This window comes from Streptomyces flaveus, assembly GCF_014647675.1.
GTDB lineage: Bacteria > Actinomycetota > Actinomycetes > Streptomycetales > Streptomycetaceae > Streptomyces > Streptomyces flaveus.
Genome location: NZ_BMPQ01000008.1, coordinates 16,940 through 31,369 on the forward strand (window position 1 = coordinate 16,940; position 14,430 = coordinate 31,369).

The window sequence follows — 14,430 nt, forward strand, 5'->3', positions numbered from 1 at the left end:
TGTTCGTCGGCTACCTGGCCGGACCACCCCTGTATCCGTTCGCGGTGATCGGTCTCTAAGTTGAGGGGACCGTGTGGGGGCCGTGTGAGACGTTTCAGTTCATGGCATGTCCGCCTGTGATCGGCACCTCCCACGGCTGACGTATCCGGCATACACAAGGCAAACTGGCCTGGTTGTCATGACAGTTCGGCAGGGGTTCGGCAGGGGGACAGCGATGGACGGTGTACCGCGAGTAGAGCCGCTGGAGCAGGCGTGCCCCGAGAAATCGGCGGCATCGCTCCGCTTCAGCCTGCTCGGCCCGGTACGCGCCTGGCAGGACGCGGAGCCCTTGCCCACCGGTTCCCCGCAGCAGCGCGCGCTGCTCGCGGCACTGCTCCTGCGCGAGGGCCGTACGGCCACGGCGTCCGAACTGATCGACGCCCTCTGGGGCGAGGAGCCCCCATCGCAGGCGCTGGCGGCGGTCCGTACGTACGCCTCCCGCCTCCGGAAGGTCCTCGGTTCCGGGGTCCTGGTCAGCGAGTCGGGCGGGTACGCGATCCGCTCGCTCGGCGAGGGGGCGCTGGACCTCGCCCTGGCCCAGGAGCTGGCGGCGGACGCGGAGAAGGCCCGTACCGCCGGGGACCTGTGCCATGCGCGCACCCTGCTGAACAAGGCGCTGAGCCTGTGGGACGGGGAGGTACTGGCGGGCGTTCCGGGTCCGTACGCGGACACGCAGCGGACGCGGCTGGAGGAGTGGCGGCTCCAACTCGCCGAGACCCGGCTCGACATGGACCTCGAACAGGGCTGCCACGCGGAGGCGGTCTCCGAACTGACCGCTCTGACGGCGGCCCATCCGCTGCGCGAGCGCCTGCGGGAACTGCTGATGCTGGCGCTGTACCGCAGCGGGCGGCAGGCGGAGGCGCTGGCGGTGTACGCGGACACGCGGCGCCTGCTGGCGGACGAGCTGGGGGTCGACCCGCGGCCGGGGCTGAAGGACCTCCAACAACGGATCTTGCAAGCGGACCCGGCCCTGGCGGAACCGTCCGCTCCAGTGGAGGAACCCGCCGCTGCGCCGGTGAAACCGGCCCAACTCCCCGCCACCGTCCCCGACTTCACCGGACGCGCCTCCTTCGTCTCCGAGCTGGGAGAGGTCCTCGCCTCCGCCGAGGGCAGGGTCATGGCGGTCTCGGCGGTCGCCGGCATCGGAGGCGTGGGCAAGACGACGCTGGCGGTGCATGTGGCGCACCAGGCGCGTTCCGCGTTCCCGGACGGGCAGCTGTACGTGGACCTTCAGGGGGCGGGAGCGCGGGCTGCTGAGCCGGAGACGGTGCTTGGTGCATTTCTGCGTGCGTTGGGGACGGCGGACTCCGCCATCCCGGATTCGCTGGAGGAGCGGGCGGCACTGTTCCGGTCGGTGCTGGACGGGCGGCGGGTCCTGGTGCTGCTGGACAACGCGCGGGACGCCGCCCAGGTACGTCCGCTGCTGCCCGGAACGGAGGGCTGCGCGGCGCTGGTCACTTCGCGCGTACGGATGGTGGATCTGGCGGGCGCGCACCTGGTCGACCTGGACGTGATGTCCCCCGAGGAAGCGCTGCTGCTGTTCACGAAGATCGTGGGCGAGGAACGGGTCGCCTCCGAGCGGGAGGCCGCGCTGGACGTGGTCGCGGCGTGCGGCTTCCTGCCTCTCGCCATCCGGATCGCTGCGTCACGGCTGGCGGCCCGCCGTACGTGGACGGTGTCGGTGCTGGCGGCCAAGCTGGGCGACGAACGGCGGCGGCTCGATGAGCTGCAGGCCGGGGATCTGGCGGTGAAGGCCACCTTCGAGCTGGGGTACGGGCAGTTGGAGCCCGCGCAGGCTCGGGCGTTCCGGCTGCTGGGGCTGGCGGACGGGCCGGACATCTCGCTGGCTGCGGCTGCGGCGGTGCTGGACCTTCCGGCCGAGGAGACGGAGGACTTGCTGGAGTCGTTGGTCGATACGTCGTTGCTGGAGTCTGCGGCTCCTGGGCGGTATCGGTACCACGACTTGGTGCGCCTCTACGCGCGTGCATGTGCGGAGAGGGATGAGCAGCCGCCGAGTGAGCGGGAGGCGGCCATGTCCCGGTTGCTGGACTTCTACCTGGCCACGGCGGCGGGGGTTTACGCGATCGAGCGGCCGGGGGATCGGCTGGTGGATCACCTGGAGGCGACGGAGTACGCGGGGCTCAGGTTCACCGAGGGCGCCGCCGCCCTGGACTGGCTGTACACCGAGGCGGCTTCCTTGTTGGCCTGCGTACACCAGTCCGCGGGCACGGACAGGCTGCGGCGTGCGGTCGATCTGCTGTGGATGGCCAAGGACCTGACCGAGTCGGGCGCGAACTCCCACCAGTACGAGACGACGGCCAGGGCGGCGTGCGAGGCCACACGGGCCGCGGGAGACGTACGCGCGGAGGGCAGAGCACGTACGACCCTTTCCCAAGTCCTCCTGGTCTCCGGACGAATCGAGCAGGTGGCGGAACAGGCCGAGCTCGCCATGGAACTCGCGGCCTCCGCGGGGGACATCACCGCGAGGAGTTGGGCGGCCAACGACCGGGGCAACATCTTCCTGCGGCAGAAGCGGTACGTGGACGCCAAGACCCTCTTCGACCAAGCGATAGAGGGCTACCGGGCGGTCGGCAACAGGCTCAACGAAGCAGTCGCCCTGGCCAACCTCTCCCGCGCCCACCTGGGGATGGGCAACGTCGCGAAGGCCGTCGAGCTCGCGCAGCAGGCGCTCGCGGCCCACGCCGAGCTGGGGAAGCCGATGCGCAAGGCCAACGGGCACTACAACCTGGGCATGGCTCTGGCCGGGGCCGGACGTCACGCCGAGGCGCTCAGCGAGTTCTCGGACGCGCTGAGCATCTTCACCGACCATCGGCAGCGGCTCTGGCAGGGGAACACGCACTTCCGGATCGCCGAAGTGCATCTCGCCGTCCGTCGCCCCGCACGAGCGGCCCAAGGAGCTGAACAGGCGCTCGCCCTGGGCTGCGTCGGCGGCGACTGGATGCGGGGCAACGTCCTGACCCTCCTCGGGCGGGCACTCTCCGCTCTGGGGCAGGCGGACCGGGCGCAGGCCTGCTGGCGGGAGGCTCTCAACCTCTACGAACTGAACGGCATCGCCGAGGAAGCCGACGAGGTACGCGCGTTGCTCAGCCCTGCCACGGCGGCCTGAGCGTGCCTGAGCATCAAGAGGCGCTCCAGTGTGCTGCGGGCGTTCAGCATTCGTTTATCGCCGCCATGCACTCTCATATCTGTCACACCGTCGCGTCGGGGGGCAGGCGGTGGGACCAGGAGCCCGATCGCGGGGGATACGGCTCCATGACGCCCGTCCGGTGGCCCTCGGGGGAGCATCCGGGCGGGCGTTCCTCACTCCGCACTCACCAGAGAAGAGGAAATTGAGCACATGACCGAGAAGGCCAAGGACACGGACCTCAAGCCCCACGACAACAGCCCGCCCAGCGCGCCGGTGGGCAAGGAGACCTTCACCACGCTGGACAACAGCCCGCCGAGCGAGCCGGTGTCAGACGGGGGCGCGACCACGCAGGACAACAGCCCGCCCAGCCAGCCGGTGGCAGACGGGGACGCCACCCCCGAGGACAACAGCCCGCCGAGCTGACGCTCCAAGTAGCCCATTTCCCGACGGGGATCGGCCGCGGCGGCGCGGAGGGGGAGCCGCCGTGGCCGAGGCGTGTCCGATGGGGCCGAGCCGGGTGGGCTCGGCCCCATCGGCATGCTCGGCCTTGTCCGCCTACAACCCCTGACCGCCTCAAACGGCCCAGGTCTTCAGCACCACCGCAATACTCCGCGCCGTGCAGCTCTCCTTCTTCAACTCAGCCACCAGCGCGGTGACCCGCTCCTGGTCCAGCTTGGACGGCACCCCCGAAGCGACCAGGTAGGCATGGGCCACCGCCACGGCGACCCGCACGTTGGAACGCTCCAGCCATCGCATACGACCCAGCGAGTGAGCGAGGGCGGCGGCCTTGGCGAAGGCGCCGTGATAGACGTCCTGGCCGACGAGGACCGCACGGTGACGCTCGACGGCGGCAACCGGCACGCCGTAGTCGTCGATACCCGGATCATCCACACCGGCCCGCTGGGCGACTTCAAGGATCCAGGCGAGATCCACTTGAACGGTCACGAACTGGACTCCCCTTCCAGCTCGTCGATCAGATCCCCGTACTCGTCGAGCACCTCCTGCGCCGCGGCCATGAAGACCGCACGCACATGCTCGTTGTCGTCACGGATCAGTTGCTCGACGTACTCGTTGACCGGTATCCGCCTGGTCTCGGCCGCCTGCCTGGCCATCTCGGCGGTCTCGTCGTCCATGCGGATGTTGATCTGCGTCTTAGCCATGATTCGAAGGTACCACCTGATACCAGTCTGCTGGACGGCTTCATTCACCCGGGAGGCGCCTCTCGCTGTTCGGCCTCCACCCCTTCGGGCCGATCCTGTTTCCACTGGCGCATCAGCGCTCCCGCCACGTACTCGCTGAAGCGCCGCGGTCCGACTTTCCGTCGAACCTCCTCCGCGAGCCCCTCGGGCAGCGTCACGGCGTACCTCTTCGTTGCCACGCCGACCAGTGTCATACCTCCCCCAACTCGCACCACACCGTCTTGCCCTCCACCCCTCGCTCAACTCCCCACCGCAGGGCCACGGCGTCGAGCAGAGCGAGCCCCCGCCCCGACTCGTCCTCCCCCGTGGCGCACACGAGCACGGGGAGGGCGTGCGGGTCGGGGTCGGTCACCTCGACCCGGGTCCGGCCGCCGTCCGTACGCGCCACCCGTACGCGGACCGGGGTCCCCTCCCCCACGTGCCGGACCACATTGGCGAGCAGCTCGGTGACGCAGAGCTGGACGTCAGCGCAGGGTGCACCCAGGTGCTGACGGACCGTGCGGCGCGAATGCGCTCTGTGACGATTCAGGCACACATTGACGTCAAGAGGCGTACCGTAAAAGAGGTTTGGGCTTCCGGGCGCGAACTGTGGAACTGGGCACGGCAGTTGTGGATTGGGCGGAAGCCATGGTGCGGCGCAAGGACATCGACGGCTCGGAGAGCGTCCCGACCTTCTACGGCAAGGAGCTGCGGTGGAAGCGGGAGGAGGCGGGACTCACGCTTCAGCAGTTGGTCGAGGGGAGTTTCTACGGGCAGAGCTACCTCAGCGAGATCGAGCGCGGCGAGCGGCGCATGCCGCGCGAGCTGGCGAAGCACGTGGACCGGGTCCTGAAAACTGACGGCTTCTTCGAGCGCCGGTGCGAGGACGTGCGCAAGGCGCGAAGGTCGGGGCACGCTGAGTACTTCGCGGATGTCGCGGAGATGGAGCGGCTTGCGGCGTCGATTGAGGAGTGGGCGCCGATGCTGGTGCCTGGGCTACTACAGACCGCGGCGTATGCGCGGGCGATCGTACGGGCGGCCATGCCCCGGGCTTCGGACGAAGAGGTCGAGGAGAAGGTGAGTGCCCGGATGGCACGGGTGGAACTCTTCAGCTCGGAGAATCCACCGAAGTTCTGGGCGATTCTCGACGAGTCGCTGATTCGTCACCCGATCCTCCCGAACGAGCAGATGGCCGAGCTACTGGATCACATCGCGGAGGTGGTCCGGACCACACGCTCCATTTTGCAGATCGTTCCAGAAAACGCAGCGGCCCACCCGTTCATGATGGGCATGACCAAGATCATGACCTTCGCGGACGCTCCCCCTGTGGTGTACGTCGAGAGCCTGCACAGCGGCCAAGTCATCGACTACCCGGCGCTCGTGAAGCAGTACCGCGAGTCGTACGATCTGCTCAGGGCCGCCGCACTGCCGCCTGAGGCGCCCCTGGCCATGATCGAGGCTGCGGCAGAGGACTATCGAAATGGCAAGCCACGAGATTGACTTGACCGCCGCGCTCTGGCGGAAGAGCAGCTACAGCAACGGCACCGGCGGTGATTGCGTAGAGGTAGCCCCCAACCTCCCCGAAGCAATCCCCGTCCGCGACTCCAAGACCGCCCACCACGGCGGCCCCGTCCTCCTCTTCCGGACCACGGCCTGGTCCGCCTTCCTGGCAGAGGTGAAACAGGGGCGTACGACCTGAGTGGTCGCCATGCCCCGCACCCCTCGACCAGCTCGCACACCTGACGCGCTCCACGTGGCGCTCGTCCAGCTCGCTCCTCACCGCCGGCTCTCATAAAACGGCGACCACTCGGACCTCAGCCAGAGCACCACCCGCTGACAGTCACCGCGTGTGGCAGGAGTCTTTGGAAGGTTTGGGCCACCAGACGCCACCCCATCACCCGACAACACGGGACCAGCCCTGGCCCAAACCTTCCAATCCCTCCTCTCCTTATCCCTGCTCGGGTTATCCACAGGGTCAGCGCGGGTGGGGGGAGTTCGCGAGAGTTTGGGTGTGGAGCGGAGTGAACTGGTGGAGTTGGCTGAGGGCGGGGTGCTGCTGGTTTCGCGTGCCCTCGATGCGGGGTGGCCGAGGCGGTCGCTCAGCCGGAGGCTGCGGGAGGAGGGGTGGAGCCCGATCCGGGCCGGGGTCTGGGGCGAGCCGGGGCTTGATCTGGGCCTTCGGGTCCGGTTGAAGGCGGTTCAGTCACTGGAACCTCGGCTCGTCGTGAGCCACCGCTCGGCGACGGCGCTCTGGCGGATCGAAGCGTGTTCGGGCCCGGCTCGGGGGTCGGCGGTCCTTGAGTTCGTGGATCCCGGGCTCACCCTCCGGCGGGCAGGGAGCGGCGTGCGCGTGCACCGCGTTCCCCTGGCGCCCGGCGACACGACCGAGCGGCAGGGACTACGGGTGACGACGGTCGCCCGCACCCTCGCCGATCTCCTGCGGGCCGGGCCGCGGGATGACGCGCTCGTTGCCGTGGAGTCGGCGTGGAGCCGACGGAAAGTCGATCACGTGCGCCGAGCCCCACTCACCACCCCGGCCGCGCTCTCCGCCGCGCTCGAAGCCCCGCTCCTCGGGGCCGGGAGAGCCCGCCACTGGCTGGAGCTGGCCGATCCGACCTCCGGCTCACCCGCGGAAACCATCGCCCGATTGCGTATGTACGACGCCGACCTCCACCCCGAGACTCAGGCCGAACTCATCACCCCTGGCGGCCGCCGTCGCTTCCTGGACTTCTTCTTCCGAACCGAGGGCCTGGCCGTCGAGGTCGAGGGCTACGCCTACCACGGCACTCGCGAGTCCCACCGCCGCGACATCACCCGCTTCAACGAGGTCCTCCAGTGCCCGGAGGTCCGCACTCTCCTCCGGTTCACCGCCGAAGACGTCTTCCACCGGCCCGCTCGCATGATCGAGGAGATCCGGGCCGCCCTCGCCCGCCTCCGCCCCGGGAGCGCTCAGCCGAACGGATAATGGAACGAACCCCTCCGCCACTGCCCACGTCCCAGTACCGATCGATGCGGACGCAGGGCGTCGCAGAGTACGCAGGGCATCAGGGAGGCGACATGGACAAGCGCAGGATCACCAGGAGCGCGACAGGCGCCGCCGTCACAGCGCTGGCGCTCGGGGCGCTGCAGGGGGCCAGTGCCGCTGGGGCCGACGGCGAAACCAAGGGGGGCGGTGGCGCCCCGGCCGCGCTCGAGCCGGCCAAGGTGTGCGTCGGTACGCAGCCGGAGGGGCGGCTTCCCAGTTGGGGGCCCAAGGGCAGCCGCCCCGACGACACTCCGCTGTACCGGGTGTTGGCGTACATCGACAGGATGGGTAAGGCGCACCCGGGCATCTTCACCGGCTTGTCGGTCGACGGCGCCAACGGGGCCGCGAACGTCTACCGCGTCCCCGGCAAGGAAGCCGAGAAGTTCGACGCCGACATCTGCGGTGCCGCCGAGAAGGGCGTCACGGTGCGGCTGTACGACACCGAGGTCACCGAGACCGAGCTCAAGGGCCTCGTCGATCGCATCAGCGGTGACATGGACCGCTGGAAGGGCACCTTCATGATCTGGACGGTCGGCATGAACGCCCACTCCGTGGTCATGGGTGTCTCCGATCCCGAGAAGGCCGAGCCGGTCCTCCGGGAGGCTTACGGGGAGGAGACCATGCGGCACATCAAGATCGAACGCTCCGAGCCGCCCACCCTGTTCTGAACCTCACGCCCCCCGTACGCGCCCCCGCAACTCCCCCTTCACCACCTTCCCGCTCGCGTTCCGAGGCAGCTCCCCCACGAACTCCACCACCCGCGGCACCTTGTAGTTCGCCATCTCGCGTCGCGCCCACGCGATCAGGTCGTCCGAGGTCAGGGGCGCCCCTGGGCGGCGTACGACATATGCCTTGCCCACCTCGCCCAGGCGGCCGTCCGGGATGCCGATCACCGCGACGTCCGCCACGTCCGGGTGGAGGCCGAGGAGTTGCTCGATCTCCGCCGGGTACGCGTTGAAGCCGCCGACGATGAACATGTCCTTGATGCGGTCGGTGATGCGGAGGTTGCCCGCGGAGTCCAGGACGCCGACGTCGCCCGTACGCAGCCAGCCGTCCGGTGTCAGCACGGCGGCCGTCGACTGCGGGTCCTCGAAATAGCCCCGCATGACGTTGAAGCCGCGGACCAGGACCTCCCCCGGGGAGCCGGGCGGCAAGGCAGCTCCCGTCGGTCCCACCACCTTCACCTCCGTGTCCGGGATCGCCCGCCCCGACGTGGACGCGATCACCGCCGGTTCGTCCCCGCGGCGGCACATCGTGACGATGCCGCTCGCCTCGGAGAGTCCGTACGCGGTCAGGACCGTCCCTACGCCGAGTTCCGTACGGAGGCGTTCCACCAGGCGGAGTGGCACGACCGCCGCGCCCGTGACCACCAGGCGCAGGGCCGAGAGGTCGTACGAGTCGCGGGAGGGGTGGTCCAGGAGGGACTGGTGGAGCGTCGGTGGGCCGGGGAGGACCGAGATCCGTTCCGCCGCGATGTTCGCCAGCGCGGTGTCCACGTTGAACACCGGCTGCGGGATCATCGTCGCGCCCCGCATCAGGCAGGCGATGACGCCCGCCTTGTAGCCGAAGGTGTGGAAGAAGGGGTTCACGATCAGGTAGCGGTCGCCGGTGCGGAGGCCTGCCAGTTCGCTCCATATCGCGTACGCCCGCAGTGTCTGCGCGTGCGTGATCACGGCGCCCTTGGGGCGGCCGGTCGTACCCGAGGTGAAGATGATGTCGGAGGGTGAGTCGGGCGTCAGGGCCGCTGAGCGCGCCCGTACCTCCGGCTCCCCGACGCCGTCTCCGCTCGCCAGGAAGTCCTTCCACGTACGGAAGTCGGCGGGCGCGTCGTCCGACAGCACCACCACCTGCTCCAGGTGCGGCAGTCCGGGGAGAGGTCCATTTCCCGGCCCCTCCGAACCCGGACCCTCCGGCCCCTCCGAAGCCGCCCGCCGCAGCGACGCCACATACGACGTCCCCAGGAACGTCCCCGTCACGAACAACAACCTGGCCCGGCTGCGCCCCAGCACATACGCCGCCTCCGCCCCCTTGAAGCGCGTGTTCAGCGGTACGAGCACCGCCCCGGCCGACACCGCGCCCAGCGCCGAGACGATCCAGTCCAGCGAGTTCGGCGCCCAGATCGCCACGCGGTCGCCGGCCTGGACACCGTTCGCGACACAGGCCGCGGCCGCTCGCTCCACGCGCGCGCCCAGTTCCGCGTACGAGATGCGCGTACGCCCCTCCACGACCGCCTCGGCATCCCCGTACCGGTCGGCCGCCGCACGGACCAGCCCCGGGATGCTGCCCCACTCCAGGTCCCCGCGCACCAAGTCCCCGCGCATCGCAAGCCTCCCCATACCAACAGGCGTACCCGTGCACCACTAGCTGACTACCCGTCAGATTAGCTGTAGCCTGACGCACTGTCAGCAGTCCGGGAGCAGTCCGGACCACAGCAGCGGAGGTGCGTGCCCATGGCAGGACTCACGGCGGGGGGCATGGCGGGGCTCAAGGACGCGACCGCCATCGTCGGCATCGGTCAGACCGCCTTCGCCAAGCAACTCCCGGAGTCCGAGAAGACCTTGGCCTGCCGCGCCGTCCTCGCCGCCCTCGACGACGCCGGGATCCCGCCGAGCGAGGTCGACGCGCTCGCCTCGTACACCATGGAGGAGACCGACGAGGTCGAGCTGGCGAAGGCGATCGGCGCCGGGGATCTCACCTTCTTCAGCAAAGTGGGCTACGGCGGAGGCGGTTCCTGCGCCACCGTCGCCCATCTCGCCGCCGCCATCGCCACCGGGCAGGCCTCCGTCGGGGTCGCCTGGCGGTCACGGAAGAGGGGGTCCGGGCCGAGGCCCTGGAAGAACACGGCCGTCCAGCTCCCGACCCCCGCCCAGTGGACCCGCCCCTTCGGGCTCCTCCGCCCGGCCGACGAGATCGCGATGCTCGCGCGCCGCTATATGCACGAGTACGGCGCGAGTCGCGACCACTTCTTCAACGTCGCCCTGGCCTGCCGCAACCGCGCCAACCAGAACCCCGCCGCGATGATGTATGAGCGCCCGCTGACCCGCGAGATGTACATGACCTCCCGCTGGATCAGCGAACCCCTCTGCCTCTTCGACAACTGCCTCGAGACGGACGGGGCGTTGGCCTGCGTGATCGTGTCGAAGGAACGAGCCCGCGACTGCCGGCGCACACCCGTGTACGTCCACTCCGCCGCCCAGGGCCTGCCCGCCCAGCACCACGGCATGGTCAACTACTGGAACGACGACCCGCTCACCGGTCCCGCCTGGACGACCGCCCGGCACCTTTGGAAACAGGCCGACTTCGGGCCCCACGACGTCGATGTCGCGCAGATCTACGACGCTTTCACGGCACTCGTCCCGCTCTCCCTGGAGGGCTACGGCTTCTGCGGCCGGGGCGAGGGCGGTGCGTTCACGGAAGGGGGCGCCCTCGAGATCGGGGGGCGGCTGCCGCTCAACACCAGCGGCGGAGGACTCTCCGAGGCGTACGTCCATGGCTTCAACCTCATCAACGAGGGCGTGAAGCAGTTGCGCGGGACGAGCACCGCCCAGGTCCCGGACGCCTCGACCTGCCTGGTCACGGCGGGCGAGGGGGTTCCGACCTCCGCGATCCTCCTACGGAACTGAGGAGTTGAGGAATGGAGTCGACGATGCCGGGAGAACCCGTGTCCCTCCTGTCCCCCGTCCGCGACGACGACGGCGCCCCCTTCTGGGAGTACGCCGCCCAGGGCGAACTCCGCGTCCAGGCCTGCGCCGACTGCGGCGAACTCCGGTTCCCGCCCCGGCCCTGCTGCCCCCACTGCCAGTCCTTCGCGAGTGAGTGGCGGCTGATGAGCGGGAAGGGGCGGATCTGGTCGTACGTCGTCCCGCATCCGCCGCTCCTTCCGGCGTACGCGGAGCTGGCCCCGTACAACGTGATCGTCGTCGAGCTCGCCGAAGCGCCTCATATCCGGCTCGTCGGGAACCTGGTCAGCGGCGCCGACGCCCCCCTGGGCTCCTTTCCGCCGGAACGGATTCGGATAGGGGCGAAGGTACAGGTGGTGTTCGAGCGGACGGCCCACCTCCCCCAGTGGATCCTGGAGCGCCCGTGACCGTACGCCTCACTACCGACAAGGACACCGGCGTCGCCGTCGTCACCCTCGACCGGCCCGAGCGGCTGAACGCGATCGACGTCGCCATGGCCGACGAACTCACCCGGGTGTGGAGTGAGTTGCGGTTCGACGACTCCGTGCGGGCCGTCGTGCTCACGGGAGCCGGGGAGCGGGCCTTTAGCACCGGCCTCGACCGGGACGCCGTCGTGCCGCAGCCGAACTCGCCGTACATGCAGGACGATCCGCTGCTGCGGATCGGGCCGAAGACGAACGACCTGTGGAAGCCGGTCGTCGCCGCCGTGGAGGGGATGGCCTGTGGCGGGGCCTTCTATCTGCTCGGCGAGAGCGACTTCCTCATCGCCGGTGCCGACGCCGCCTTCTTCGACCCGCACACCACGTACGGCATGGTCAGCGCGTACGAGTCGGTGCTGATGGCACAGCGGATGCCGTACGGGGAGATCGCGCGGATGATGCTGATGGGGACGGCGGAGCGGATCTCGGCGCGGCGGGCGTACGAGGTGGGGCTGGTGTCCGAACTCACCGAGGCGGGTGGGGCGTTGGACGCCGCGGTGGCCTGCGCCGGCGTCATCGCCGGGTATCCGGCCGAGGGTGTGCAGGGCACGGTCCGTGCGCTGTGGGCGGCGAAGGAGGCGGCGCGGGCGCAGGGGTTCGCGCAGGCGCCGCATCTCATCTCGCTGGGGAACCTGCCCGCGGCCCGCCAGGCGGAACTGTTCGCCGCCCGGCGGGCCGGTGGTCACCGCGTCCGATGAGAAGGTGCGTGTCCGTCAGTTCGCGGGTGCGTCCCGATCTGCCACGCAGCGTTCGACCCGCGCCGCGACGCCCGGACTGGACAGGTCCACCTGCACCGTCGCCGTCTCGTTCGCGGCGACGAACTCATCCGCGGTCCCCACCTCCACCCGGTCGGAGCCGGCGTCGAGGAAGTCGACCGTGACGGTGAAGTTGGCGCCCTCGGCGTTCGGGTTGGTGACCTCGACCGTCGCGTACGAATCGGTCGGCGTCGCGCAGTCGATCAGCTTCACCGTGGCGTCCTGAAGCGGCGTGGTCGCGTCCGAGGATCCACTGTCGTCGTACGTGTCGTCCGTGTAGTCGTCGTCATCGTCGTAGTCGCGGTACGTCCCCGCTCCCGAGCTCCCGCCGCTCGACGACGAACTGTCGTGAGACTGGCTGGAGCTGCTGCAGCCGCCGCCCCCGCCGTCCCCACCGCTGCGGTGACCGCGTCCCGTCGAGAACCCGGTGAGGGACAGCACCACCAGTGCCGCCACCGCTGTGAACCTGAGCTTGCGTCCCCGTAGTTGCATTCCGTCACTCTATGCAACACCTGTCACGAGCATGTCACCGGGTGGTGATGGGCCCGTACGGGGTGTAGCGCCCCAGGAACTCAGCCCACCCCGCGCAAAATCAGCCCCTCCGGCGTTTGAGGAGCGGGGGTCCGGGGGCTGGCCCCCGGACGGGGTCCGGGGCAGAGCCCCGAGGGGGCCAGGGGCGCAGCCCCAGCGGGGCCCTGGGGCCGGCCCCAGGGATGATGGGGGTCCCCCCGCTCGAGCGAAGCCGAGAGTGGGGGAGGGTAGGGGCGGCGGGGGCGAAACAAACCCCGTCAAGCCGTCCGAGCCGTCCCCGTCCCCTTCTCCGCGTCCAGCGCGTACACACACCGGTCCTTGCTGCACGCGTACACCACCCCGTCCTTGACGACCGGAGCGCCCGTGATCTCCCCGCCCGTGGCGAGCTTCCAGCGCAGCCGCCCGTCGTCCGCCTTCAGGGTGTAGAGGAGGTGGTCCGCGGAGCCGAAGTGGATGCGGCCGTCGGCGACCGCGGGGGCGCCGACGAGGTCGCCGCCCGCCTGGAAGCGCCACTTCGGGGTGCCGGTGACGGCGTCCAGGGTGTAGAGGCCCTTGCCGCTGCCCACGTGGACGTGTCCGGCCTCGACGAGCACCGGGTCGATCGAGGCGCGGGACTCCGTGGCGATACGCCAGCGGTCACGGCCGTCCGTCGCGTCGAGGGCGTACACCGTGCCGAGGTAGTCGGCGAGGTAGATACCGCCGCCCGTGACCGCGGGGCCGGGCGCGAAGGTGGGCGGGCTCAGGAAGACGGCGGGTGCCTCGAAGTGCCAGCGGACGTGGCCGTTCGCGATGTCGATGGCGAGCACTCGGGTGCCGGCGGACACGTACACGTATCCGTCGTCGGCCTGGGTGAGGCGGATCGGGACGCCGCCGCAGGAGGCCGCGTCGCCGATGGGGTAGGACCAGCGCTCCTCGCCCGTGCGCGCGTCCAGGGCGCGCAGGCGGGCGTCCTTCCACAGGTACACCGTTCCGTCGTGGACGACGGGCCCGGCCTCGGGGGACTCGAAGTCGCCCTGGGCGCCGGTGATCTCCCAGAGCTTCTGGCCGCTGGAGGCCTCCCAGGCCTGTACGCCGCCGCCGCGGGTGCCGGTGACGACGGTGCCGCGGTCGGCCTTGAGGGAGTACACCCAGGCATCCGTCGGCAGCCGCCACAGGTCGCCGCCCTCGCGGGCGTCCAGGGCGAAGAGGGTGGGCCCGTCGGAGGCGTGGATACGGCCGTCCGAGACCGTCATCGACCAGGCGACGTCCCGCGTCTTGAAGCGGCGGCGGCCGGTCGCCACGTCCAGGGCGTGGACTTCGAAGGAGGTGACGTAGACGAGATCGCCGGCTACGGCGGGCGTACCCCACACGTCGTTCGACATACGGAAGCGCCACGGCCGCCAGGACGAGCCGGAGTCGGGTGCGGGAGCCGTCGTGGGCGCGGGTACGGCGGGGTCGGCGCCGTTGACGCCGGGGCGCGGCCGGGCCCAGGAAGCGGAGAGTCCCGCTTCCGGAGGAGGCGCCTTCGCGGCGGTGGCGCGGGCGTCGGCGACGCGCGGACCTGGCCCGATGGGTACCGGGGCCCCGGCGAGACGTACGGGCCCGTTGTCGGGGCC

General features: G+C 70.1%; 16 protein-coding genes. 9 read left to right on the forward strand and 7 right to left on the reverse strand.

Going from position 1 to position 14,430, the window contains the following annotated elements; translation table 11 throughout:
* Nucleotides 1–214: 214 nt before the first annotated feature.
* Nucleotides 215–3,166 (forward strand): SARP-family global regulator AfsR, encoded by a 2,952-nt coding sequence (afsR, locus tag IEZ21_RS18015; protein WP_189322938.1) that lies wholly within the window; start codon nucleotides 215–217, stop codon nucleotides 3,164–3,166.
* 231 nt (nucleotides 3,167–3,397) lie between these two features.
* Complete coding sequence (gene afsS / locus IEZ21_RS18020; protein WP_189322939.1) at nucleotides 3,398–3,610, forward strand: regulatory protein AfsS; 213 nt, start codon at nucleotides 3,398–3,400, stop codon at nucleotides 3,608–3,610.
* 150 nt (nucleotides 3,611–3,760) lie between these two features.
* Here the strand turns inward: afsS and IEZ21_RS18025 are convergent, their stop codons facing one another.
* From IEZ21_RS18025 to IEZ21_RS18040, 4 genes are read right to left on the reverse strand one after another with little or no spacing between them, the layout of a single operon-like run.
* Complete coding sequence (locus IEZ21_RS18025; protein ID WP_189322940.1) at nucleotides 3,761–4,132, reverse strand: fic family toxin-antitoxin system, toxin component; 372 nt, start codon at nucleotides 4,130–4,132, stop codon at nucleotides 3,761–3,763.
* On the reverse strand, nucleotides 4,129–4,347 hold the full coding sequence (locus IEZ21_RS18030) for a hypothetical protein (RefSeq protein ID WP_189322941.1): 219 nt from the start codon (nucleotides 4,345–4,347) through the stop codon (nucleotides 4,129–4,131). The genes IEZ21_RS18025 and IEZ21_RS18030 overlap by 4 nt, the downstream gene beginning before the upstream one ends.
* A gap of 44 nt (nucleotides 4,348–4,391) precedes the next feature.
* Nucleotides 4,392–4,565 carry a hypothetical protein gene (locus IEZ21_RS18035; RefSeq protein WP_189322942.1) on the reverse strand — a complete coding sequence of 58 codons (174 nt, stop codon included), beginning with the start codon at nucleotides 4,563–4,565 and terminating at the stop codon, nucleotides 4,392–4,394.
* An 11-nt stretch (nucleotides 4,566–4,576) separates the two neighbouring features.
* Nucleotides 4,577–4,915 (reverse strand): ATP-binding protein, encoded by a 339-nt coding sequence (locus IEZ21_RS18040; RefSeq protein ID WP_373302246.1) that lies wholly within the window; start codon nucleotides 4,913–4,915, stop codon nucleotides 4,577–4,579.
* Nucleotides 4,916–5,013: 98 nt separating this feature from the next.
* On the opposite strand from IEZ21_RS18040, the gene IEZ21_RS18045 reads away from it, so the two are divergent.
* From IEZ21_RS18045 to IEZ21_RS18060, 4 genes are all read left to right on the forward strand, one after another.
* Nucleotides 5,014–5,865 (forward strand): helix-turn-helix domain-containing protein, encoded by an 852-nt coding sequence (locus IEZ21_RS18045; protein ID WP_189323184.1) that lies wholly within the window; start codon nucleotides 5,014–5,016, stop codon nucleotides 5,863–5,865.
* Nucleotides 5,846–6,064, forward strand: coding sequence for a DUF397 domain-containing protein (locus tag IEZ21_RS18050; protein ID WP_189322944.1), 219 nt, complete (start codon nucleotides 5,846–5,848; stop codon nucleotides 6,062–6,064). Before IEZ21_RS18045 ends, IEZ21_RS18050 begins: the two co-directional genes overlap by 20 nt.
* A gap of 651 nt (nucleotides 6,065–6,715) precedes the next feature.
* A complete protein-coding gene (locus IEZ21_RS47620; protein ID WP_246567856.1) occupies nucleotides 6,716–7,330 on the forward strand; it encodes a putative endonuclease domain-containing protein in 615 nt (204 codons plus the stop codon).
* A gap of 92 nt (nucleotides 7,331–7,422) precedes the next feature.
* Nucleotides 7,423–8,058 carry a hypothetical protein gene (locus IEZ21_RS18060; RefSeq protein ID WP_189322946.1) on the forward strand — a complete coding sequence of 212 codons (636 nt, stop codon included), beginning with the start codon at nucleotides 7,423–7,425 and terminating at the stop codon, nucleotides 8,056–8,058.
* A 3-nt stretch (nucleotides 8,059–8,061) separates the two neighbouring features.
* Here the strand turns inward: IEZ21_RS18060 and IEZ21_RS18065 are convergent, their stop codons facing one another.
* Nucleotides 8,062–9,711, reverse strand: a complete 1,650-nt coding sequence (locus IEZ21_RS18065) for a FadD3 family acyl-CoA ligase (protein ID WP_189322947.1) — start codon at nucleotides 9,709–9,711, stop codon at nucleotides 8,062–8,064.
* Nucleotides 9,712–9,864: 153 nt separating this feature from the next.
* On the opposite strand from IEZ21_RS18065, the gene IEZ21_RS18070 reads away from it, so the two are divergent.
* From IEZ21_RS18070 to IEZ21_RS18080, 3 genes are read left to right on the forward strand one after another with little or no spacing between them, the layout of a single operon-like run.
* Nucleotides 9,865–11,013 carry a lipid-transfer protein gene (locus IEZ21_RS18070; RefSeq protein WP_189323185.1) on the forward strand — a complete coding sequence of 383 codons (1,149 nt, stop codon included), beginning with the start codon at nucleotides 9,865–9,867 and terminating at the stop codon, nucleotides 11,011–11,013.
* Between the two features lie 11 nt (nucleotides 11,014–11,024).
* Complete coding sequence (locus IEZ21_RS18075) at nucleotides 11,025–11,477, forward strand: Zn-ribbon domain-containing OB-fold protein (RefSeq protein WP_189322948.1); 453 nt, start codon at nucleotides 11,025–11,027, stop codon at nucleotides 11,475–11,477.
* Nucleotides 11,474–12,247 (forward strand): enoyl-CoA hydratase/isomerase family protein, encoded by a 774-nt coding sequence (locus IEZ21_RS18080; RefSeq protein WP_189322949.1) that lies wholly within the window; start codon nucleotides 11,474–11,476, stop codon nucleotides 12,245–12,247. The genes IEZ21_RS18075 and IEZ21_RS18080 overlap by 4 nt, the downstream gene beginning before the upstream one ends.
* A 15-nt stretch (nucleotides 12,248–12,262) precedes the next feature.
* Here IEZ21_RS18080 and IEZ21_RS18085 read toward each other — a convergent pair whose 3' ends face one another.
* Both IEZ21_RS18085 and IEZ21_RS48430 read right to left on the reverse strand, forming a co-directional pair.
* Nucleotides 12,263–12,796: a hypothetical protein gene (locus IEZ21_RS18085; protein WP_189322950.1), complete on the reverse strand. Its 534-nt coding sequence runs from the start codon at nucleotides 12,794–12,796 to the stop codon at nucleotides 12,263–12,265.
* Between the two features lie 296 nt (nucleotides 12,797–13,092).
* The coding region (locus tag IEZ21_RS48430) for an outer membrane protein assembly factor BamB family protein (RefSeq protein WP_281399445.1) at nucleotides 13,093–14,430 on the reverse strand (1,338 nt) is incomplete at its 5' end.

Excerpts from the sequence above, each read along its gene's own strand:
- afsR (WP_189322938.1), top strand. The coding sequence starts at position 215 with ATGGACGGTGTACCGCGAGTAGAGCCGCTGGAGCAGGCGTGCCCCGAG.
- IEZ21_RS18065 (WP_189322947.1), bottom strand. The coding sequence starts at position 9,711 with ATGCGCGGGGACTTGGTGCGCGGGGACCTGGAGTGGGGCAGCATCCCG.
- IEZ21_RS18030 (WP_189322941.1), bottom strand. The coding sequence starts at position 4,347 with ATGGCTAAGACGCAGATCAACATCCGCATGGACGACGAGACCGCCGAG.
- IEZ21_RS18050 (WP_189322944.1), top strand. The coding sequence starts at position 5,846 with ATGGCAAGCCACGAGATTGACTTGACCGCCGCGCTCTGGCGGAAGAGC.
- IEZ21_RS18070 (WP_189323185.1), top strand. The coding sequence starts at position 9,865 with ATGGCGGGGCTCAAGGACGCGACCGCCATCGTCGGCATCGGTCAGACC.
- IEZ21_RS18060 (WP_189322946.1), top strand. The coding sequence starts at position 7,423 with ATGGACAAGCGCAGGATCACCAGGAGCGCGACAGGCGCCGCCGTCACA.
- IEZ21_RS18085 (WP_189322950.1), bottom strand. The coding sequence starts at position 12,796 with ATGCAACTACGGGGACGCAAGCTCAGGTTCACAGCGGTGGCGGCACTG.
- IEZ21_RS18045 (WP_189323184.1), top strand. The coding sequence starts at position 5,014 with ATGGTGCGGCGCAAGGACATCGACGGCTCGGAGAGCGTCCCGACCTTC.
- IEZ21_RS18075 (WP_189322948.1), top strand. The coding sequence starts at position 11,025 with ATGGAGTCGACGATGCCGGGAGAACCCGTGTCCCTCCTGTCCCCCGTC.
- afsS (WP_189322939.1), top strand. The coding sequence starts at position 3,398 with ATGACCGAGAAGGCCAAGGACACGGACCTCAAGCCCCACGACAACAGC.